Below are 20,137 nucleotides of genomic sequence, written 5' to 3'. Positions count from 1 at the left end.
GATCTCACAAGGGCCATTATAACTAAGGTTTTGCAGAAATAGGCGAAAGCTCAGGGTAAAGCCAAACGGAGCTTGATATCGGACAGAGTCATGCCTTGGTGCGATTGTTCGATGGCCCAAGCAAGCGTTTTGCCCAAGGTCTCGCGAGCGATGGTGCGACAGGACTCGCCAATGGTCATCAGGCGTGTGTGAGCCCATTCGAAGGCACGATCATGCTTCAATTGGCGCATCAGAGCCGTGTACGCCAGGACGACGAGGTGCATGTGCCTGGTCTGGCCCATCCCGTCCCTGAGCTGACACTCGCCCATGCCCAAATGCTGCTTCCCGTCCCGATGAAAGGTCTCCGTCCCTGTCCAGCGCTTTTTGTAGACCTTCAAAATGCGATGAGCTTCCCACTGGGTTCGGTTGCTGATCAGGATCTTGCGTGGCGTCGCAGCTTCTGCTTCTGACCACAACACCAGAATACGCACTGGGTGGTTGACATTGGGCAGACGAACGGACTTGGTGAGGTACCATTGCGTGTGACCGCCGACCGTAAACTTGGTGCGAACAAGCGGCGTGAGCGTTTTGACCCACTCAGTCACGCTGGTCTGCTTCCCGCTGACTACAATCACTCGGTTGGCTTTCAAATCACCGATGTAGCTGCGACCTTTGGCGTGGAGGGTGTTCATAATTGGCGCGTTGGTGAAGTAACTGTCGAAGGTGAAGTCGCCCGGTATGTCCTCAGCGACAACCCAATCGATCAGTTCCTTAGCGAGGTCGGTGTGATTCTTGAACGGGCGCTCGTCGTCGCACTGCTCGCGCTTGCGGAAGCGCCGGAAATCGAGCGGATAATGCTTCCCACTCGGGTTGACGTAGTTGGCAAACAGGTAATCGTGGGCGATCAGGTGGCGTTTGTCGGCATGGTCCCAGAAATAGCCGACATCCTCTATCAGTTTGCCGTCATGATCTATCAAAGTGTTATCGATCGCGATAACGCCGTCGTGACGATAGCGCGTTGCAGCGTCCTGTTGAAGCCATTCGAGCCGGTGCGCGTTGATGCGCTGGACATCCCAGGGCGCTTCAGTCAACCATCGATTGAGAGTGGATTGGTCGGGTGGGGCGGCAAACTCTCGCGTGATACCGCTCACGGTCTTGTGCTCCGCTACAAACAGCCCGGTCAGGTATTCGGCAAAGTGGCGGCGTGAAGGCTCATTTGGAAACAGGTCGGCGAACTGGACCAGCAGTTCCTCGACCACCTGTGGTATCGCGACAATTGCTGGCACCTGTGCCTCCCAACTGGTAGACCAACGCTCGCCTGATCATATGCTCAGAAGCTTGTTGCCGCAAATCTGCAAAAGTCCAGTTATAAGATCGATCCCAAAGGAAATAAGAAACACCTCCGGCGATGTCTATTCCGGGAAACGCTTCTGCCGCATTAGGAAAATCCACAAGAGATCGCAGTCGCTTGTCCGAAAGCATCTCCTTGCGATACTCGTCTAATCCCCGGCCACCAGCGAACCATCGGGACGGAGTAACCATTATCACAAAACGCGGATCAAGTCTCTTAGCGGCTTGGACGAACTTATGGTAAATTGGCATTGCGAAGCTGCCTACAGCGCTGCCGCCACTCTGACCAAGTTGATACGGTGGATTTCCAATAATCACATCGAACTGCATATTGCCTCCAAACAACTCGGCAATCCGAGTCTTGATATGCTCAGTGTGGATAAAGGTATAGGCGTGAGTTTCGAGAGCATCACCACGGTCATAGTCTCTGCGATTAGCACCACAGTACCTGCATTTGTCGCCATCCCAAGTATGCTCGACGCGTTCAAACCAGATGTTGCCCGACGCGCTATTAAATCCTTTGGCGATGGAATGTTGACCATTGGCATATTTAGAGCAATATAAACTGCGGCGTGCAAGCAGGCTCGTTAGATTCGTTATGCCGATGCCAAACACCTGCTTGGTGAGGATGTGATTGACTCGTTCTGCGCGGTTGGGTATTTCGTGGGCGAGGCCATCGTTCAGGCGGCTGGTGATTTCGCGCAGAAACACGCCGGACTTGGTGCAGGGGTCGAGGAAACGCACCGTTTTGTCGGCCCAGATGTTTGCCCCATTGTGGCTAGACGCCCACGCATCGGCCAAAGTGTCCAGCATCCGGTTGGCAAAGTCGGGCGGGGTAAACACCTCGTCGTTGGAGAGGTTGGCGATACAGGTCAATACGTCCGGGTTGCGTCCGCGAAGCGAAAAGCGTGCCTGGTCGTTCATCCGGTTTCCTTTGAAGCAACGAGCATATCAGTTCGGCCACAGAGATCACAGAGGCTTCGTCGTGAGCTCAGCCGAACGGCCACCGAGTCAAGCCCAATACTGTTCAAATAACCACCAAGTCACCAAGATTTTATGGCATCATAAAGCTCTTTGTGTCTTCGTACTCTGGAAATTAATTTCCCTGTACTCAGCTTCCAGGAAGCTTAAGCCAGTTTTGTTTCAACCTGATACTCAGATGAGCTTCCTGGAAGCTTGCCTGTTGTATGAAAGAACGTATTCTCCAGAGTACTTCGTGTCTTGGTGGTAAACGTTTTTCTCTTTCTTATTTGATTTGCACGTTGCTATAGATGCTCGTCAAGACAGGCGGCCAGCTCGCTTGCCGTCATTGGCGGATACGTCTTCGCTGGCATAAACAGTTCGTGTTTCCCCAGCCCGGCAAACAGCGAGCCTTGTTCGCTAAATGTCGACGAAAGGGTCAGCGTGTTGAGATGGAAATCGCGCCGTTGAAACTTGCCCTTGCCCGAATAACCCCACTCCGCAAACATAATCGGCTTGTCGTCGTGCGTGCGCATCGTCAGCGCATCGCCGTGGACGATATTCTGTGACAGCACATAGGACGCAGCGCGATACAAATCATCCGATGCCTGGAGCCGCAGATACGCGGCGAAAATCTCCAGGACATTTGCGCGGCATTCGGCGATGTTGTCCACCAGCAACTCGACGCCATAAATGCACATCAGCGCAAGCAATGCATACTGTTTTTTCTCGAAGTCCGACTTGCCATACTTGAGTTCGACGGCGGCAAGCTTGCGGCGCACAATCTGCACGAGGAAATTGCCGCTGCCACACGCTGGCTCCAGAAAACGCGAGTCGATGCGCTCGGTTTCGTCCTTCACGAGATCGAGCATGGCCTCGACCATCCACTCGGGTGTAAACACTTCGCCGTGATCGGCAACGCGCTGCTTGGACCTGACATACTTCTTGGGCTGCTGCATCTCCGGCCATGCTTCCTGTCATCGCGGGCCAACATCCGCCCGCTCGGCTGCGATGCCATTATAGTATCGAGATGACAGGTGGGCAATTTTTGGAGCTTCGGGCAGTATTCAGAAGTCAGGAGTCGGTAGTCAGAATTGCTTTGGCGTGCTGATGCTTTTCCAAACGACGATGCCAGTCCACTGCAACAGCGTGTTAATGAACACAACGACCGCAGCGCATATTTGGATACGCACAGCAATCAATGAGGGCGCAGAACGCGCCGGATATACTTCGACGACGAAACCCTTCCGCTCTGGGTTGGTAACACTTGAAATGTGATACCAGCTCAGAGCGGAAGGATTTGGAGTTCGTCGTAATACATCGCCAGAACGGCGTGATGTCTCGATATGTTTCTCACTCCTGTTTTCATAATTTCCTGTCACTTGCACAGCCAAAAGCTAATTTTAGGTTTGCTTTACAAGCTGAGCTTTCCTACGCGCATCAACCCGCTGCGAATATGCTTGGCAAACGCTTCGAGCAATCAATGCCTTCTTCCACCCCCTGTTCCCCATCTCCCATCCCCTGCGCTCCAGGCACACTAATCATATAGACAGGACACCGACAAACGCCGACGAATAGCTTCCTCCTCCGCGTCCTCCGCGTCCATCCGCGTCCCATTCAACCCCAGCGCAATCGAGACAGACAGGACGCCGACAAACGCCGACGAATAGCGCAGAGTGCCTATCGAAGCAAAGTCCTGCGCCTCACGCCCCTTTGCCAGTCAGATCCTTGTCTTCCATCTCCCAGGCATGATCGAGTGTGTGAAAGGCAGTGTGCCGAATCATGTAGCGCAGCGGCCACTTGCCGGCCTGTTTCCCCTGTGCATGATAGTCGCGGATGCCCTGGCAGTAGGCATCGCGATGCGTTTTCATCCCCGCGCCCGTCAGCATCGCATCGTCGGGGGTGTGTACGCCCAGCCCCTTCGCCCAATCCTGCTCGTTGGCAAAGATATGCAGCACGATCCGGTCGCGATCGCGCCCTCCCCCGCGTGGACCCTTCTGCAGCTCAGCCGAAACCCGCCCGCGCACATCGTCGAAAAACGCCCAGCATGCCTGCAACAGCGTCAGCTCGCGTTCCAGCTCGCCCTCAGACATGCCTTGCCTGTCGATGCTCGAAAACGCGAACGAGATGCCCCAGAAATCAGTTGAGCCTGTTCCCGGATACTGCTCGACCACATCGATGCCCGTGAGCGCGTCGAAGTCCGCGCTCATGGCAGCGCGCTTTGCCACGGGCGCATAGCGCGCAAGGTAGGAACGCAGCTTCTCGATTGCGTCCTCGCCGGTCTTCGCCCCGCGCGCGAGGCCGGGCCAGTCCGGCGCAACCGCCACAACCTTCTTGCCCTTCGGCCCAATTTCCAGCATAACCCGAAGATCGTTCGCCACAGCTCCTCCTATCACAAATGCAACACTTGTTCTATTGTATCGCACCTGTGTGTACTTTGGGATTGGGGTCTGGGGTTTTGGGATTGGGGTCTGGGGGTTTGGGATTGAGCCAGCGAACCGAGAACCGCGAACCGAGAACCGCGAACCGAGAAGCAAGCAGTTGGCAGTGGGCAGTGAGCTGTGCTTGCGAACCCGTAAACCTGCCACCTGCCAACTGCCGACTGCCTCTTGCCACCTGCCAACTGCCGACTGCCTCCTGCTACAGTGGTCTGAGGCTCAACGTGATCAACTCGACTGACGCGCGGATCAACTCAACTGACGCGCGGATCAACTCCTACCGAGCCACAGAGAGCACCGAGAGCCCAGAGCCGGACGGTCCGCGCTCCGTATTGCTGCACAAACAACGAAGCCGCTGTGTTGCACAGCGGCTTCGTCCTGCGCTCTGGGCAATGCAGGTGTTCGTTATGCTCTTGTATCATTCGATTAGCGCGCTGCTTACCCTCATCCCGCCGCGATGCGGCACCTTTCTCCCAGAACGAGAGGAACGTTTGAAGAGTGTTACTCCCCTCTCCCGCGCCTGGGAGAGGGGTTGGGGGTGAGGGCCAACACCTGTTCGACCATTCGCAAGCGCATCCTGAGAAGTGAGCATCCTGAACCCAAAGGGTTCCCCGCGCGCAGCCGCGTATCGAAAGGTGCGCATCAACACCGGCCCGCCCACTGTGTTCTACTCGTCGTTCAAACCCTTGCCCGCGAAAATCTGCTGCATGCACTTCTCAATCCGTGCCTCACGCGTCTTCGATTGTTTGGGCGCAGCGAAATACAGCAGGTAGCCGCGCTGGCGGCCGGGGGTCAGCGCTTCAAAGGCAGTCTTCAGCTCAGGGATCTCGTCGAGCTTCTCCCGAAACTCCTTTGGCACCCTGAACTCGGATGTCTCCTTCATTGGCACCTTCAGGCCCGCGCGTTCCGCCGCAATCGCTTCGTGAACGTACTCCTTGATAATATCCTCGCGCTCACTCACCTCGTCGACGTTCGTAAAGCGCATCTGGCGGGTCGCCTGGACATTCTCAGTCTGCTGGATGAGCAGGCCATGCGGGTCGCTCAGCAGCGCGCCCTTGAAAAATAAGATCGCGCAGTATTCCTTGAACTCGTGGATAAGTACGATATTACTGCCCGCAAGCGCATAGCACGGCACGCCCCACTTCAGCGCCTCGTCCAGCCCGCAATCGAGAATGATCGCGCGCAGGCTGGCCAGTTCATCCTGCCACTGCGCCGAGCGGCGCACAAATGCTTCTGCCTTTGGGTTTATTTGCGGCATTGATGCATTCTCCGGGTGGGCGAACACATAGGTTCGCCCAGACATGTTCGGGCGGACCTACGTGTCCGCCCTCACAAGCAAGCTCTTGCCCGTCATCTGCGGCGCAAGGCCAATCCCCAGCATCTGCAAAATGGTTGGCGCAACATCCGAAAGCCGCCCACCATCCCGCAGCGTCGCATGGTCGAGGCCCACGCCCGGCGCAGCCACCAGAATGCACGGCACCGGGTTGGTAGTGTGGGCAGTGTGCGGCCCGCCCGTCGCCGGGTCGATCAGCAGCTCGGCATTGCCGTGGTCGGCAGTGATCAACGCCGCGCCGCCCTTCGCCACCACCGCATCGACAATCGCGCCAATGCAGGTATCCACCGTCTCAACAGCCGTAATCACCGCCGGGATGACGCCGGTGTGGCCGACCATGTCGGCGTTGGCGAAGTTCACAATAATAAAGTCGTAGGTGTCGTCGGCCAGCGCCTTCAGAATGCCGTCGCGAATGCCGTAGGCATTCATCTCGGGCTTGAGGTCGTAGGTTGCGACCTCCTTGGGCGAAGGTGCCAGGAACCGATCTTCGCCGGGAAAGGGCTCTTCGCGGCCACCATTGAAGAAGAAGGTGACATGTGCGTACTTCTCGGTCTCGGCAACGTGCAACTGGCGCATGCCCGCGCTGCTCACCACCTGCGCAAGCGGCACCTCCACGTCGGCGTTCTCAAAGGCAATCTGCACCGGCAGACCCTTCTCATACTCGGTCATGGTCACGTAGATCAGGTCGCGCAGCATGTCGCGCGCAAAGCCATTGAAGTCTTGCAGCACGAAGGCCTTGGTGATCTGGCGCGCGCGGTCGGCGCGGAAGTTGAAGCAGATGATCGAATCGCCGCCCTTGATCGTCGCAACCGGCGCGCCATCGACCGTCACCACCGCCGGCAGAATGAATTCGTCGGTCACGCCTTCGTCATACGAGCGCTGAATCGCCTCGCGCGCAGTTGCAGCGGGCCGGCCCACGCCCGAAACCAGAGCATCGTAGGCCAGTTTAGTGCGCTCCCAGCGGTTGTCGCGATCCATTGCGTAGTAGCGGCCCGTCACCGTCGCTACCTGGCCCACACCGAGCGCGCCAGTATAGCTTTCCAAATCGGCGAGGTAGCCGATCCCGCTTTGCGGCATGGTATCGCGCCCGTCGGTAAAGGCGTGAATGAACACATTGCTGAGATCGTGGCGCTTGGCAAGCTCAAGCAGCGCCTTCTCGTGGTTCATGTGGCTGTGTACGCCGCCCGTGCCCAGCAGACCAATGATATGGAGCTGCGAGCCATTGGTTTTTACGTGCGCAATCGCGTTGTTCAGCGCGTCGTTCTCGAAAAAGCTGCCATCCTCGATGCTGTTGTCGATCAGCGTGATGTCCTGCATCACCACAAAGCCCGCGCCGAGGTTCAGGTGGCCCACTTCGGAGTTGCCCATCTGGCCGGTTGGCAAGCCAACATTCTTCTCAGCCGCGCCAAGCAGCGTCCAGGGGCGTGTTGCCCGCCAGTGGTCGATGTTGGGTGTTCGCGCCAGCTTGATGCCGTTGCCCTCGACCTCAGCGCGTTCGCCCCAGCCGTCCATAATCGCCAGCATCACCGGACGTGGTCGCTTGTGTTCCGTCACGTCGCTTCTCCCATCTATACAAAGGCAAGAAAAAACACCAGTGCGCCAGGCGTATTATACTACCTGGCGCACTGGTGTTTGAGTGAAGGACGCGCAACGAGCGCTTGTGCGCGTGAACGCGCAGGGGCTAGGGGTTGGGGGTTAGGGTTTGGCGATTGCGATGCGCAACAAGGCTTTTCGCTGCCCGAAAACCTCGCATGGAATTGCGCTAGAGGTAGTAGCCCTCCGCAAGCGCATTCGCGCTGGCAACCTCAACCGTGGGCTGGCTGATCAACATGCGGATTACCTGCGACTGCGCCCGCACAACCAGCGCCCCAATGCGGGGCATGTAGTTCATCTCGGCGTCGGCGTCTTCGTCGCTGGCCTGTTGCATCAGCGCGGCGGCGCTATCGCCCTGTGGCGCTCCGTCGCGCAGCATCAGCACGGCCTCAACCCGCTCGGTTGCGCGGGCCGCATCGAGCTGGCGGGCCAGCGTCGGGTCAACATCTGCTTTCATACATCCCTTTCGCGTTGGAGCTATGGGCCAGGCAGGGTGCGCGCCAGAATGTACATAACTCGCAGCTATTATACACAGCGATCGATACTCTGGCTAGGGGTCCTGCAACTACCGTGCCTGCGAGAGACGACCACCGACGACGGACGAACGACGAAGGACGAAGGACGAAGAAGCTAAACCTTCGTCAGTCGTCCTTCAAGCACGAGACAAGGGACACGGGACATGAGCTTGCAAGCTGCACACTAGAACTCAAAACCTTTGCGCCCTTTGCGCTCTTTGCGGTCGTATTCGGTCTTCGTCCTTTGTCTCCGTGCCTCCGTGTCTCCGTGGTGAATTACTCAGTCGGCTCATAATGACAAAGACGAACGACCGAAGAAGAAACCTCTCCCTTCGTCGTTCGTCCTTCGTCATTCGTCCGTGGTCTAACCTGCAACCTGTAAACATTCAACCTACAAACATCTCTGCGCCCTCTGTGCCTCTGTGGTGAACTTCTCGGTCGTCAGTCGTCAATCGTCAATCGCTACACCGTCTTCGCATCATTCGTGAGCGCAGCGAGCGCGGCCAGCGGGTTGATCAGCCCATCGCCATAGCGCAGTGGGTCATCCTCTAGGCGCGTGCATGTCTGGCGGATCGCAAGCTCGATCTGATCGACCGTCGCGTCGGGGCGGGCCTGCCAGAGCAGCGCCGCCACCCCGGCAACGTGTGGTGTCGCCATGGACGTGCCATCCATCGACTGGTAGCCATTGCCCGGCTTGGCCGAAATAATACTCACGCCTGGGGCAACAATGTCGGGCTGAATGGGGTCCTGATCGCGGTTGAAACGCACGCTGCCACTAAACGCCGCAACGTGGCGCGCGCGGTCAATCGCCCCAACCGACAGTGTCTCGGGGTAGTTGCCCGGCGAGCGGCTGGTGCCAATGCCCTCGTTGCCAATCGCAAACACGGGCAGCACACCCTGCTGGCGCAATCGCCGTGTGATCACCAGGAAGCTGGGGTCGTAGCCGCGCCAGCCCAGGCTCATGCTCAGCACCTTGATGCCACTTTCCAGCATCCACTCCATCCCGCCAAGCACGCGCGCCAGCACCGCGCCGCCCTCCACCACCAGACCTGAGTAAAACTCGCACTCGGGCGCAACGCCAATCGCCCGGTCGCCCACCAGCCTGCCCGCGATCGTGCCGGCGGTGTGCGTGCCATGCACATCACTGTCGTGCGGCTTGGCGTCGGCCACGCGGTTGCCAAGCATATCCCACTCGGCGAAGCCTGCCACGCGCCCCTTCAGCGCCGGGTGGTTCGCATCCACGCCCGTGTCGAGGTGGCCCACGCGCACGCCCTTGCCCGTCAGCCCCTGATCCCAGAACTGGTCGATCTGCATCGACTGCAAGCCCCAGGTCAGGCGGCGGCGCAGGGAAGCAGTGGTGGTGCGCACAGGCCGCACAATGCCCACGGTGTGCGTCGCATAGATCGACTCGATCTCGGGGTGCGACTGCAAGCCCGCAAGGCCGTCGTGGTCGACATAGCCGAGGGTGATGCCCAGGCGCGGGAAGTGGCGCACGGCCGGCTGGCCGGCATGGGGCACGCTGCCGCGCTCGCGGCTTTGCAGCACAATCGGCGCGGGCAGAAAATGATTGTCGATCTGCTCGAAATCAGGGCGGCTGGTCGTTAGCACCGCCACCTGGCGATGCACCACCAGAACCTGGCTAAAACCATAGCGGTCGAGCTGTTCCTGCAATGTGGTATCTGATGCCATCGCTCTGCTCTTCTTTCTTGTGTGCTGGCCGCAGGCGCACAAAATGCAAACGCGCCTGCGTATTCGCCCTGGCGAGGGTTCGCTCGGTGGGGGTTCGGGGGCGGCTCGCCGCCCCCGAAAATCCCCTTTTTGGCGCACTCGGCCACTTTGTGGCCGAGTGCGCCAAAAAAGGAAAGATCTTGGAGGGCTAGCGCCCTCCAAACCTCCCAGCGAGGAAGTGCCCCGGGCACATTCTGTAAACAATAAGATAGCAGGCGACTTGATGCAAGCCGCCTGCTATAAAGAACGTAGTTCTGGCTACTTTTTGGCTTTGCCGCGCTGCGCCTGTGGCGCGGTTTTGCCGCCCTTGCCATTCGCAGGCTTGCTGGTGGGCGCGCTTGGCGTATTGCTGGCAGGCGGGGCGGCGCGTCCACGCGGGGCAGCCTGCGCTGGTGCAGCCGGTCGGTTCAGGCCCGAGCCGCCCGTGGCAAGCTGCGCCGACACCGACGCGGGTGCGGCGGGCGCAACAGGTTGCGCGGGCTGTGCGGCAGGTGCGGATGCTGGCGCAGCACCGCCGCGACCCTGCAACAGCGCGAACAGCTCGCCCTCGCGGCCCTCGTGGCACTGCTTGAACTTCTTGCCACTGCCGCACGGGCACGGATCGTTGCGGCCAATCTTCGCCGCCGTAGGCTTGCGCACCGTCTTAGCGGCCTTGGCCTGCTCTTCGCTCTCGCCAGCGTGCTGTGCCTGGGCCAGGCGCTGCTGCTGCTCGGCCAGCACCTGGCGCATATACGCCTCGTACTGGAACGAGACCTGAATGATCTGGTAAACGATGTCGCGCTGGATGTTACGCTTCAGCTCGTCGAACATGCCGTAGGCGTTGCGCTGATACTCCAGCAGCGGGTCGCGCTGCGCAATCGCCTGCATGCCAATCTCCTGGCGCAGGTCTTCCATGCCGGTCAGGTAATCGATCCACTGGCGGTCGATCGCGCCCAGCATCATGCGCCGCTCGGCGTAGCGCATATTCTCAGGCGTGATCGCTTCCTCACGCGCAATATAATCGTCCTCGATCTGCTCAAGCAGCATCGACTCGATCTCTTCGCGTGGCGTTTCCAGCAACGACTCGGGCGTGATATCGGCGGGCAGCATCGGGTCGATTGTGCGCACGGCGCGCAGCAGTGCCTCGGCGTCCCACTCCTCGCCCTCGGCTTCGGGCAGGTGCTGGTCGATCAGGCTGCCGACTTCTTCGCCAATCATCTGCAGGATGCGTTCGCGCATATCCTGCCCTTCCAGAATGGCGCGCCGGTCGGCGTAGATGATCGTGCGCTGCTTGTTCATCACGTCGTCGAACTCGACGGTGTGCTTGCGATAGTCGAAGTTCTGGCCCTCGACGCGGGTTTGCGCGCCCTCGATCGAGCGGTTGATCAGCCGCGCCTCGATCGGCACATCATCCTCGACGCCCAGCCGCTCCATGATGCCCTTCACGCGCCCCATCGGGCCGAAGCGGCGCATCAGCTCGTCTTCCAGCGAAAGGTAGAAGCGCGACGAGCCGGGGTCACCCTGGCGGCCGGCGCGGCCACGCAGCTGGTTGTCGATGCGGCGCGCCTCGTGGCGCTCGGTGCCGACAATATGCAGGCCGCCCAGGTCGAGCACTTTCTTGCGCTCGGCCTCAGTAATCTGCTTGGCCTCGGCCAGTGCTTCCTTGATCTGCTCGGGCGTGGCTTCTTCGATCTTGATCTTCTGGCGCTCGAGAATCTCTTCGATCAGGCCATCGGGGTTGCCACCGAGCAGAATGTCGGTACCGCGACCAGCCATGTTGGTAGCGATTGTCACCGCGCCCATGCGGCCGGCCTGCGCAACAATGTGCGCCTCGCGCTCGTGCTGCTTGGCGTTCAGCACCGCGTGCTTCACACCATTGCGCTGCAGCAGGTTGCTCAGCCGCTCAGAGGTTTCGACCGACGTGGTGCCAACCAGCACCGGCCGGCCAAGCTCCTGCATCTCCTTGATCTCGCGCAGCACCGCATCGAACTTGGCCGGCTCGGTGCGGTAAATCTGGTCGTCGAGGTCTTTGCGCACCATGCCGCGGTTGGTTGGGATCACCACCACGTCAAGGTTGTAGATCTTGCCCAGCTCTTCGCGCTCGGTGAAGGCTGTGCCGGTCATGCCGCCGAGCTTCTTGTACATGCGGAAGTAATTCTGGAAGGTGATCGTCGCCAGTGTCACATTTTCCTGCTTGACCGGCACATTCTCCTTGGCCTCAACCGCCTGGTGCAGGCCGTCGCTCCAGCGCCGCCCAGGCATCTTGCGCCCGGTGAACTCATCGACAATCACGACCTCGCCGTTTTCCACCACATAGTCGTGGTCCCGATGGTAGACGAACTGCGCCTTCATGGCATTGTCGAGAAAGTGCGTCATCTCGTAATATCTTGGGTCGTACAGGCTCTCGTCGTCGGGGATACCAAGCGCCTGCTCCATCTTCGCAATGCCCGAATCGGTGAGCTGAATGCCCTTGCTGCGCGGGTCGATCATGAAATCGCCGTCGGGCTCAAGGCCTTCCTTCTTGGCCTCGTCGGGCGTGATGCTGCTGGCCTTGAGCATCGGCACCAAACGCGCGAAGTTCTTGTACTCGGCGCTGCTTTCCTGCGACGGGCCAGAAATAATCAGCGGCGTACGCGCTTCGTCAATCAGGATGTTATCGACCTCGTCGACGATTGCGTAGTGCAGCGGGCGCTGCGCCAGCTGGCTCAGCTCGACGACCATATTGTCGCGCAGGTAGTCGAAGCCGAACTCGTTGTTGGTGCCGTAGGTGATGTCGGCGGCGTAGGCCTCGTGGCGCGTGCAGGGCCGCCAGTGCACCAGGCGCTGATCCTCGGGGTTCGCGTCCGGGTCGATAAAGTCGGGGTCGAAGCGCGCCGAATAGTCGTGCGCAATAAAACCCACGCTCAGGCCCAGGCGATGGTAGATCGGGCCCATCCAGCCCGCGCCGACCTTCGCCAGGTAGTCGTTCACTGTCACAAGGTGGCAGCCCTTGCCCTCAAGCGCGTTGAGGTAGAGCGGCAGCGTGGCAACCAGTGTCTTGCCTTCGCCGGTTTTCATCTCCGCGATCTTGCCCTGGTGCAGCACAATGCCGCCAATCAGCTGCACGCGGTAGTGGAACTGGCCGATCTCGCGGCGGGCGGCCTCGCGCACGGTGGCAAAGGCTTCGGGCAGAATATCGTCGAGATCATCGCCCTGCGCCAGGCGCTCCTTGAACTCGGCCGTCTTGGCGGCAAGCTGCTCGTCGCTTAATGCCTTGAACTCGCCTTCCAGCGCCTCGATCTCATCGGCGACCGGGTTGATATGCTTGACCTCGCGGTCGTTGCTATCGCCAACAATCTTCTTGAGAAAATTAAACATCTATCATTTCTCCGGTAGTCAGTAGCCGGTAGCCGGTAGCCGGAAGTGAGCAGAACAGTGAAATTCTCGGAATTCCAATGACGCTGATACCTGACTGCTGACTACTCCCATTTCGTAAAACGCCCCCCGGCAAATTGTGCGCGAGGAGCGGCGAAAGCGGGCAAAGCGCAGCACAATGCAGCGCAATGACGGTATTATACCCGACACGCGGCGCCTTCGGCAAGTGCAAAGGTTACTGTTTGGCACAACAAAGCGGGCCACGCACTGCGCAGCCCGCCTGAAATCCCGCTTGTTCGGTCTGGTTTAGTTGTTCAGCGCACCCGAGGCAGCGGCAGCGCCCAGGCCGATCGCCCCAAGAATGGCCGTCACGATGAAGCCAATCACCAGTTGGGCAATAAAGGCTACAACCATTGTAATAATTGCCTTGTTCTGATCCAGGTTCATGCTCGCGCGCACCGCCAGGTAGCCCAGGTAGATGCCATACAGGCTGAGCGCGATCGAAACCGGGAAGGCCAGGCAGGCAAAGAGCACATTGCTGCCAATAATGCCATTGATCGCCAGAATTGGCGCGAGGTACAACGCGATGGTGTAGAAGACTTCGTCCTGCGTGCCGGTGCCGCCCTGCGATTTGCCAACTGTGTAGATCAGGAAGGCCGAAACGTAGTACGAAATCAGCGGAAGCAGCAAGCCGCCAAGCAAACCACCGATTGCTCCGGTCACGCCGCCACCAAAGAAGCCAAAGACCGCCGAAAGAACTGCGCCTACGGCAGCCGCCACACCCACGTATGTCAGCGCTTCACGCTGGCCACCGCGCCGCTCGAACTGCTCGAACGTCTGCACACTTGGTTTCGTCAACACTGTCATGCTCTGGTTGAGCATGTCGCCAATTGATACGCCCTGAACGATCATAGCTGTGTTCTCCTTTGTAACGTACAATACTGCTACGAGCGGGCACCACGAAAAGTTACAGTGGTCAAACAAACGGAATTTCTGGGGTTTATCTCCTTTCTTCGGCGATTGTACACCTATGCTTCGATGGCAATGTTTGCGTTTCGGTTACATTCGCATAACGGCCATCTGGGCGTTATTTACAGATCATAGCCGGGCTGGCGGCGCGGCGGCGCGCTCGGCGCGGTTGACGGGGGCGGCGTGTAGTTGACGCGCGGATCGATCACGTCTGCACCAGATGGCGGCTGCACGCCCGCGCCGTAGGTGTAGAAATCATTCCACGGCTGGTAGCGCGTCAGGTAGTTGTCGTAGTGCTTCACCGAACCATCAGGCATTGTCACCGTGCGGATCAGGCTGACCTGCATGCCCGGCCGGCCATGCACCAGCTGCTTCACCTGCCCCTTGCCAAGCTGCTTGTCGTACTGCCAGGTAGCTCTGCCGGGCTGCACCACGTTCTTGGTGAACGGCCCCTGATAGCTGACCTGCCGCCCATCCGAGGTGCCCCACATCTCAAACGTCACCGTGGAGTTGCTCAGGTCGGATGTTGCGGCGATGGTGACTGGGCCGGGCGAGTCGTTGCGCCATTTGAAGTCGCGCGTTGGGCTGAACACCGTCGCGTCAAAGCCCAGGATATTTTCATAGAAATACACCACATACGTGTGCCCGGCGCGGTCGGTAATGTCCATGCCCGCGTTCGAGGCAGCACGGAAAAGTGTTGTGGCGACCTGGCACAGCCCGCCGCCAACTACTTTTTCGAGCTTGCCGCCCACAATCGCGTAGCCCTCGACAAAACCTTCAGCTTCGCTGAAGTTGCCCGCGCTCAGGAAGGAATGTTCCTGCCCCGGCTGCACCACCACGCCATCGAACATCGCGGTGGCGCGGGCAATATTTTCGCGCCGCTCGCTGGCCGACGTGCGGAAGCCGGTGGTGGCCTTGCCAAGCAGCACCAGCGGCTGGGCCGGCGCTGTGGCGGCCTGCGCGGCCGGGCGCTCGTTCAGCAGCTGGCGGCCAAGCTGGCTAAGCTGCACTTCGTAGGGCGTGCCGACATGCTCGGGGTGCATCTCGAAGCGCGCCCGCTCGAAATACTGAACGACGTAAAACTGCCCATCCTGCGGGTTGATCTCGCCAAACTCTTCCGAGATCGGGTAGCCAAATGCTGCAAGGCCGCCGCGCCCCTGCCAGAAGCCGCGAAACGCACCGCCCAGGGTGTGCCCGCTTTCGCTGAAAAAGGTGCGGTCGCCGCCGGGGTTGCCTGCGAGCCACTGAAAGCCCGGCTCGCTGCGGCCTTCGGTGAAGTGGCGGCCCAGCAGCGAGAGCGACACATAGAACTCGGCCGGCAGCTCGGGGTGCAGCTCAAAGCGCGCCCGCTCGAAATACTGCACCTGCTGCCCATCCTCAGTAAACACCTCGGTGAGCGGCAGGCCAAAAATATCGAGGCCGCCATGCGTGTCGTAAAAACGCTTGACGGCAAGGCCGATGTTATGGCCGGTTTCGGGGAAATATGCGAAGGCAGTGCCTTCCGCGAGGGGGGCGGGAGCCGGGGCGGCCTGCGTGGGCGCGGGGGCGATGAGCTGGCAGGCGGCCAACGCGGCAAGCACGAGCAAGAAACGTCGGTGCATGGCGATCCTCAGCATGTGGAAATGCACAGTCGGGTGGCGGGCGTTGTTCAGGAAAGCACTGTGATAAGGCGGGCACTGGGTATGGCGCGCTTGGCGGCGCTGATTCGAGTATAGCACAGATAGAACGAAACTACCAGCGCCTTAATCTATACATTACAAAGAGCAAATGTAAGATCAAACTGGCGTTTACTATCGCGCAATCGTACCAGCGCAGATCGTTCTGCTTATGTGACCATGCGGAGATTTATTGCTCCACAATGGCATGTGCGGGGCAGAAATAAAACACGCTGCGATGGACGTGAGCCTGCTCCAACACGCAGCAGACGATATACGATTGCCGAATGGTGATGTCAACACTTTTCAGCCGCCGATCTCGCGCAGGATACTTTCGGCGCTGCTGCCGTCGGCGCGGAGTGCGGCGAGCTGGGCGGCAACATCGCGTGCCTCGCGGTGCCTGCCGCCACGCAGCAAAGTCGCGCCCAGCATCAAAAGTGCGCGCTCATCGCGGGCATCCAGCGCGATGGCGCGCTGGCAGGCTGCAACGGCATCGGGCAGATCGCCCCGCACAAGCGCCAGCGCGGCCAGCCCACGCCACGCCGGGGCGAGCTGCGGGTCCAGCGCAACTGCCTGCTGAAGCGCCGATCGCGCAGCGGCGGGCTGGCCATCGTCGCGCGCAATCAGGCCCTGGCAGAGCGCCACTACGGCCCCTTGCTGCGGCGTTGCCGGCTGGAGGTTCGCCAGCGTGTCGAGGCTGCGCGCAAGCATTCGGAGAGCGTGCCCACCTAAGGCAAGCGGGTCGTCGGCGGCGAGCACGGCGCGCACATACGCATTGTGCGCGTCAGCCGATTGTGGCAGCGCGGCGACGGCGCGGCGCAGTGGGTCAAGCGCCTCACGCGGCAGGCGCGCATCGAGCAAGCCCTGGCCCTGTTTCAGCAGCGCCGCGCCCTGCCCGGCAGGCGGGGCTTCGCCGCGCTCCTCGGCCATGTCGGCGCGCACAAGGTCTTGCAGGTGGCGCAGACCATCCAGCCGCCCGGCACCAAGCAGGCCCTGGCGAAAATGCACCAGCAGCATGTCGTACTGCGCGCGGCGGCGCTCGTCGCGCAAAATGCGGCGCGCCATTTCCAGATCGTCCATGCGCGCTTCGCGCTCAGCAGGCGTGTAGCCCGGCATCAGCAGAATCGCCTTCTGGCGCTCCAGGCACGCAGCATCGACATCGGCAGGGCTGGGCGGTCCTTCCGGCAGCAGTGGTGCATCGGCGGCGCGGCTCGCCATTCGGAGCAAGCCGCCACCAATGCTTCCAAATGACGAACGAGGCGGCGCAGCGGCCCCGCCGTTTGGGGCCAGCAGGTGCCCGGCGTTCAGGCCCAACACCGCGTAGTAGTCAACCGGCTCGGCGGGCGGCGGGCCAGCGTCGTTTGGTGGCGCGGCAGGCGGCTGCGGCACTGGCGGGCGCGGGGTTCCGCAAAACGCGCAGCGCGTGGCTTCCTGTGGAAGCGGCGCGGCACAGCCGGCGCAGCGCTGGACGGTATTGCGCAGCTCGGAAGGGCTGCCGGCGCGCAGCTCGTCGTAGGTGGCGCGCAGGCGTGGGTCGGTGAGCGTGCGGCCAGCCAGCTCCAGCAGCTCCAGGCGGCGGGCCGGCTCGGTCGCAAGGTGGCGCGGATCGTCGGGAAACAGCACGCGCAACTGGCGAAAGCGCCGCGCAATCGCGCGCGTGTCGGCGTCGGCTGGCACGCCAAGCAGCAGGTAGAAATCGAGGCCATTCGCGGCGGCGCGCGCGAGCTGTGGCGTGCCCAGGTCGAGGCCGCGAAACAGCCCGCGCGTCAGCGCGCCGCACGAGGTGCAAATGCCCTCGTCGTCGAGTGGAGCAGCGCAGGAAGGGCAGGAATGCATAGCAAAATTGTGAGTTTTGAGTGCTGAATATTGAGTTTCACGAGCGCAGGCTCACGCAAAACGCAGCACTGATTACTCGCTATAGCGCAGCAGCAGCTTGCCAACCACCAGCTGGTCGCCACTGCGCAGCGGCTGGGGCTGGCGCGGCAGCAGCTTCTGGCCGTTGAGAACCGTGCCATTGGTGCTATCCATGTCTTCGACCACGACCTGGCCGTTTTGCACCGACAGGCGCATGTGGCGGCGGCCCACGCCGTTGTCGAGCGCGCCGTGCGGGTTCAGGTCGACATCGGGGTAGAAATTGCTCACCGGGTCGCCACGCCCAACCACAGCCTGCGCGGCGGCCGGCAGCGGCAGCGATGTCCCGCTCGACGCCACAACAAGCTGCGCGGGTGCGAGCGTGGTGCGCGCAGGCGGCGTGTAGGCCGGCTGAGCCGGTGGTGTGTACGCGGGCGGTGGTGTGTACGCGGGCTGCTGCGCCACTGGCGGCGGCGTGTATGACGCCTGGGGCGGCGGGTAGGATGGCTGCGGCGGCACGCCGGTGCTGTAAGGCGGCGTGGGAGCCTGGGCAACTGGGCGCGCGGGCGCATTCAGCGGCGCGCCGCAGTTATCGCAAAAGGCCTCGCCCGGGATGGCGGCCGCGCCGCACTGCGGGCAGGTCAGGCCAGCCGAACCTGCCGACACCGCCGGCGCGGCTGTGACGGGCTGCTGCGGCGGCGGCGCGACGGGCGCGGGGATGGACGGGCTGGTTGGGGCGGCTTGCGCGGCGACGGGGATCAGCGCCGCGCCGCACTGATCGCAGAAGCGCGCATTGGCCGGGTTATCAACACCACATTGTGGGCAAAATGGGGGCATATCCAAAACCTCTTTTGTCATTCGTGCTCGATTTAGAAACTGCATGAATTATACGCCATGAATGGCACGGTGGTTGCGTGAACTTGCTTTCTTTGTATCGTCTTAAGTCTTTTGAGCGCCGCTCGCTTCTGCCCCAGCAGAAAGGGCGGCGCAATCGTGGAAGCGCTGAGCCTGTTGCAATTTGTAGGGTAACAGTACATAATCGAAGGACTTAGTAGTTACCTCATTCCGCGAAACACCCGCCTCAACGGATTTCAGCGAATGAAACGGACGTATGGTTATCTCAATCGCCTCTCAAAAAGGCGGCACTGGTAAAACAACAACCAGTCTCGCCCTCGCTGCCGGCCTTGCACGGCGCGGCAAGAAAGTTCTCCTTATCGACACTGACAGCCAGGCCAATTCGTCCAAGGTGCTTCTCCCCGACTACCAGAGCCTTAGAAAAGAGCAAACTCTTTACCAGACTATCCTTGAGAGTAAGCCGCTTATCATTCACCCTACAACTGTGCCGAACCTCTCGGTCGTGCCGGCACATATCTTACTTGCTGACACTGACATGGCTTTAACAACGGCGCTTGACCACCGGGAAGCTCGTCTCAAGCGCCAGCTTGACGAGGTACGCGCGCTCTACGACTACGTGTTCATTGACTGTCCCCCGGCGCTCTCGTGGCTGACTATCAACGCATTCACGGCATCAGACGGCATTATCGTCGTTATCGCGCCGGGATACTTTGAACTGGACTCGGTGGTACAGATTTCAAAAAGCATCAAAGAGGTGCAGGACTACTTTAATCCGACACTTTCCCTGCTCGGGTTTTTATTCACCATGAGCGACTCGACAGTCAACAGTAAGACCTCCCTGAAGCTGCTGCGGCAAGCTTACCCCGATAGCGTTTTAACAACCGTCATCCCAAGAAATACTGATATTCGTGACGCCCATTTTTCCAAGCAGGACATCTTTGGGTATCGCCCGCAGTCACGGGCAGCCGAGGAGTATAACCGTTTGATTGATGAAATTTTCTATGCCGAAGAAATTAAATGAAGATGCCATCCTGAATGAGTTGCACGGACAATCGCTCTTTTTCAAGCCAAAGAAGGAGGCTCAAGAAAGCGAGCAGCCCTCCCTTACTCCCGTCGTCACTCCACCTCTTGAAGTAAAGAAACCTGCACCAGCTATTGAGCCAGCGTCGGCACGCGATACCACGACACCACGTTACCGTGATACCGTGATACCACGACACCATGACACCATCATTGAGACCACGAGACGTGCGGTCAAGCAGTTTGGGAAAGAGGCGGCAACACACCGCTTTACTCTTGAGGAGAAACGAGCACTGAAAGCTATTGAGCACGAGTATTCAGAGAAAGGTATTCGGACAAGTGAAAATGAGATTACACGCATCGCGATTAACTACATGGTTGAAGATTACCGAAGTAATGGCGAGAAAAGTGTACTTGCTCGCGTCGTTGAGCTTCTGAATTCGTAGTCCAGCCGAATACTTTCAGGGTAAAGAAACACCTAAAACGACAATTGGCACCGGGAGGAGAGATTTATAATTAGAAAGCGTTGAAGCTTTTTAATTTACTCACCCTCCACGG

Annotated in this window: 15 protein-coding genes; 2 read left to right on the top strand and 13 right to left on the bottom strand. The window is 60.0% G+C overall.

The genetic code is table 11. The annotated features are described in order from the left end of the window. Nucleotides 1-50 precede the first annotated feature (50 nt). The 13 genes from M1P90_RS28475 to M1P90_RS28415 form a co-directional block, all read right to left on the bottom strand. A complete protein-coding gene (locus M1P90_RS28475) occupies nt 51-1,265 on the bottom strand; it encodes an IS701 family transposase (protein ID WP_483699088.1) in 1,215 nt (404 codons plus the stop codon). Continuing rightward, entirely contained in the window at nt 1,192-2,253 is a 1,062-nt protein-coding gene (locus tag M1P90_RS28470; RefSeq protein WP_483699087.1) for an Eco57I restriction-modification methylase domain-containing protein, read from the bottom strand. The genes M1P90_RS28475 and M1P90_RS28470 overlap by 74 nt, the downstream gene beginning before the upstream one ends. 341 nt (nt 2,254-2,594) lie before the next feature. Next, nucleotides 2,595-3,248, bottom strand: coding sequence for an N-6 DNA methylase (locus tag M1P90_RS28465; protein ID WP_483699086.1), 654 nt, complete (start codon nt 3,246-3,248; stop codon nt 2,595-2,597). 744 nt (nt 3,249-3,992) lie between these two features. Next, nucleotides 3,993-4,670 carry a hypothetical protein gene (locus tag M1P90_RS28460; RefSeq protein ID WP_483699085.1) on the bottom strand — a complete coding sequence of 226 codons (678 nt, stop codon included), beginning with the start codon at nt 4,668-4,670 and terminating at the stop codon, nt 3,993-3,995. Between the two features lie 724 nt (nt 4,671-5,394). Next, the gene (locus M1P90_RS28455; protein ID WP_483699083.1) at nt 5,395-5,985 is read right to left on the bottom strand and encodes a YdeI/OmpD-associated family protein; all 591 of its coding nucleotides are present in this window, start codon (nt 5,983-5,985) and stop codon (nt 5,395-5,397) included. A gap of 57 nt (nt 5,986-6,042) precedes the next feature. Then, complete coding sequence (gene gpmI, locus M1P90_RS28450) at nt 6,043-7,584, bottom strand: 2,3-bisphosphoglycerate-independent phosphoglycerate mutase (protein WP_483704701.1); 1,542 nt, start codon at nt 7,582-7,584, stop codon at nt 6,043-6,045. 238 nt (nt 7,585-7,822) lie between these two features. After that, nucleotides 7,823-8,110 (bottom strand): hypothetical protein, encoded by a 288-nt coding sequence (locus tag M1P90_RS28445; RefSeq protein ID WP_483699082.1) that lies wholly within the window; start codon nt 8,108-8,110, stop codon nt 7,823-7,825. Between the two features lie 520 nt (nt 8,111-8,630). Further along, nucleotides 8,631-9,857, bottom strand: a complete 1,227-nt coding sequence (locus tag M1P90_RS28440) for a S8 family peptidase (protein WP_483699081.1) — start codon at nt 9,855-9,857, stop codon at nt 8,631-8,633. 297 nt (nt 9,858-10,154) lie between these two features. Beyond that, the gene (gene secA, locus M1P90_RS28435) at nt 10,155-13,232 is read right to left on the bottom strand and encodes a preprotein translocase subunit SecA (protein WP_483699080.1); all 3,078 of its coding nucleotides are present in this window, start codon (nt 13,230-13,232) and stop codon (nt 10,155-10,157) included. A 303-nt stretch (nt 13,233-13,535) separates the two neighbouring features. Beyond that, nucleotides 13,536-14,141, bottom strand: a complete 606-nt coding sequence (locus M1P90_RS28430) for a Yip1 family protein (protein ID WP_483699079.1) — start codon at nt 14,139-14,141, stop codon at nt 13,536-13,538. Between the two features lie 179 nt (nt 14,142-14,320). Then, nucleotides 14,321-15,799 (bottom strand): VanW family protein, encoded by a 1,479-nt coding sequence (locus M1P90_RS28425; RefSeq protein ID WP_483699078.1) that lies wholly within the window; start codon nt 15,797-15,799, stop codon nt 14,321-14,323. 360 nt (nt 15,800-16,159) lie between these two features. Continuing rightward, on the bottom strand, nt 16,160-17,689 hold the full coding sequence (locus M1P90_RS28420; protein WP_483699077.1) for a DnaJ domain-containing protein: 1,530 nt from the start codon (nt 17,687-17,689) through the stop codon (nt 16,160-16,162). A gap of 72 nt (nt 17,690-17,761) precedes the next feature. Then, nucleotides 17,762-18,541, bottom strand: coding sequence for a double zinc ribbon domain-containing protein (locus tag M1P90_RS28415; RefSeq protein WP_483699076.1), 780 nt, complete (start codon nt 18,539-18,541; stop codon nt 17,762-17,764). Between the two features lie 274 nt (nt 18,542-18,815). On the opposite strand from M1P90_RS28415, the gene M1P90_RS28410 reads away from it, so the two are divergent. Together M1P90_RS28410 and M1P90_RS28405 are read left to right on the top strand one after the other, a co-directional pair. After that, nucleotides 18,816-19,580 carry a ParA family protein gene (locus M1P90_RS28410; RefSeq protein WP_483699074.1) on the top strand — a complete coding sequence of 255 codons (765 nt, stop codon included), beginning with the start codon at nt 18,816-18,818 and terminating at the stop codon, nt 19,578-19,580. Then, complete coding sequence (locus tag M1P90_RS28405; RefSeq protein ID WP_483699073.1) at nt 19,561-20,025, top strand: hypothetical protein; 465 nt, start codon at nt 19,561-19,563, stop codon at nt 20,023-20,025. Before M1P90_RS28410 ends, M1P90_RS28405 begins: the two co-directional genes overlap by 20 nt. Nucleotides 20,026-20,137: the final 112 nt, after the last annotated feature.

The sequence above is a fragment of the Kouleothrix sp. 19917 genome (assembly GCF_057073505.1).
Note: the sequence above shows the minus strand (reverse complement) of the source record. Positions and strands in the feature narration are given on the sequence as shown.

Bases quoted from the DNA above. Each gene is read 5' to 3' on its own strand.
- M1P90_RS28470 (WP_483699087.1), bottom strand. From the start codon at position 2,253: ATGAACGACCAGGCACGCTTTTCGCTTCGCGGACGCAACCCGGACGTA.
- M1P90_RS28465 (WP_483699086.1), bottom strand. From the start codon at position 3,248: ATGCAGCAGCCCAAGAAGTATGTCAGGTCCAAGCAGCGCGTTGCCGAT.
- M1P90_RS28455 (WP_483699083.1), bottom strand. From the start codon at position 5,985: ATGCCGCAAATAAACCCAAAGGCAGAAGCATTTGTGCGCCGCTCGGCG.
- gpmI (WP_483704701.1), bottom strand. From the start codon at position 7,584: ATGCTGGCGATTATGGACGGCTGGGGCGAACGCGCTGAGGTCGAGGGC.
- M1P90_RS28445 (WP_483699082.1), bottom strand. From the start codon at position 8,110: ATGAAAGCAGATGTTGACCCGACGCTGGCCCGCCAGCTCGATGCGGCC.
- M1P90_RS28440 (WP_483699081.1), bottom strand. From the start codon at position 9,857: ATGGCATCAGATACCACATTGCAGGAACAGCTCGACCGCTATGGTTTT.
- secA (WP_483699080.1), bottom strand. From the start codon at position 13,232: ATGTTTAATTTTCTCAAGAAGATTGTTGGCGATAGCAACGACCGCGAG.
- M1P90_RS28430 (WP_483699079.1), bottom strand. From the start codon at position 14,141: ATGATCGTTCAGGGCGTATCAATTGGCGACATGCTCAACCAGAGCATG.
- M1P90_RS28425 (WP_483699078.1), bottom strand. From the start codon at position 15,799: ATGCACCGACGTTTCTTGCTCGTGCTTGCCGCGTTGGCCGCCTGCCAG.
- M1P90_RS28420 (WP_483699077.1), bottom strand. From the start codon at position 17,689: ATGCATTCCTGCCCTTCCTGCGCTGCTCCACTCGACGACGAGGGCATT.
- M1P90_RS28415 (WP_483699076.1), bottom strand. From the start codon at position 18,541: ATGCCCCCATTTTGCCCACAATGTGGTGTTGATAACCCGGCCAATGCG.
- M1P90_RS28410 (WP_483699074.1), top strand. From the start codon at position 18,816: ATGGTTATCTCAATCGCCTCTCAAAAAGGCGGCACTGGTAAAACAACA.
- M1P90_RS28405 (WP_483699073.1), top strand. From the start codon at position 19,561: ATGCCGAAGAAATTAAATGAAGATGCCATCCTGAATGAGTTGCACGGA.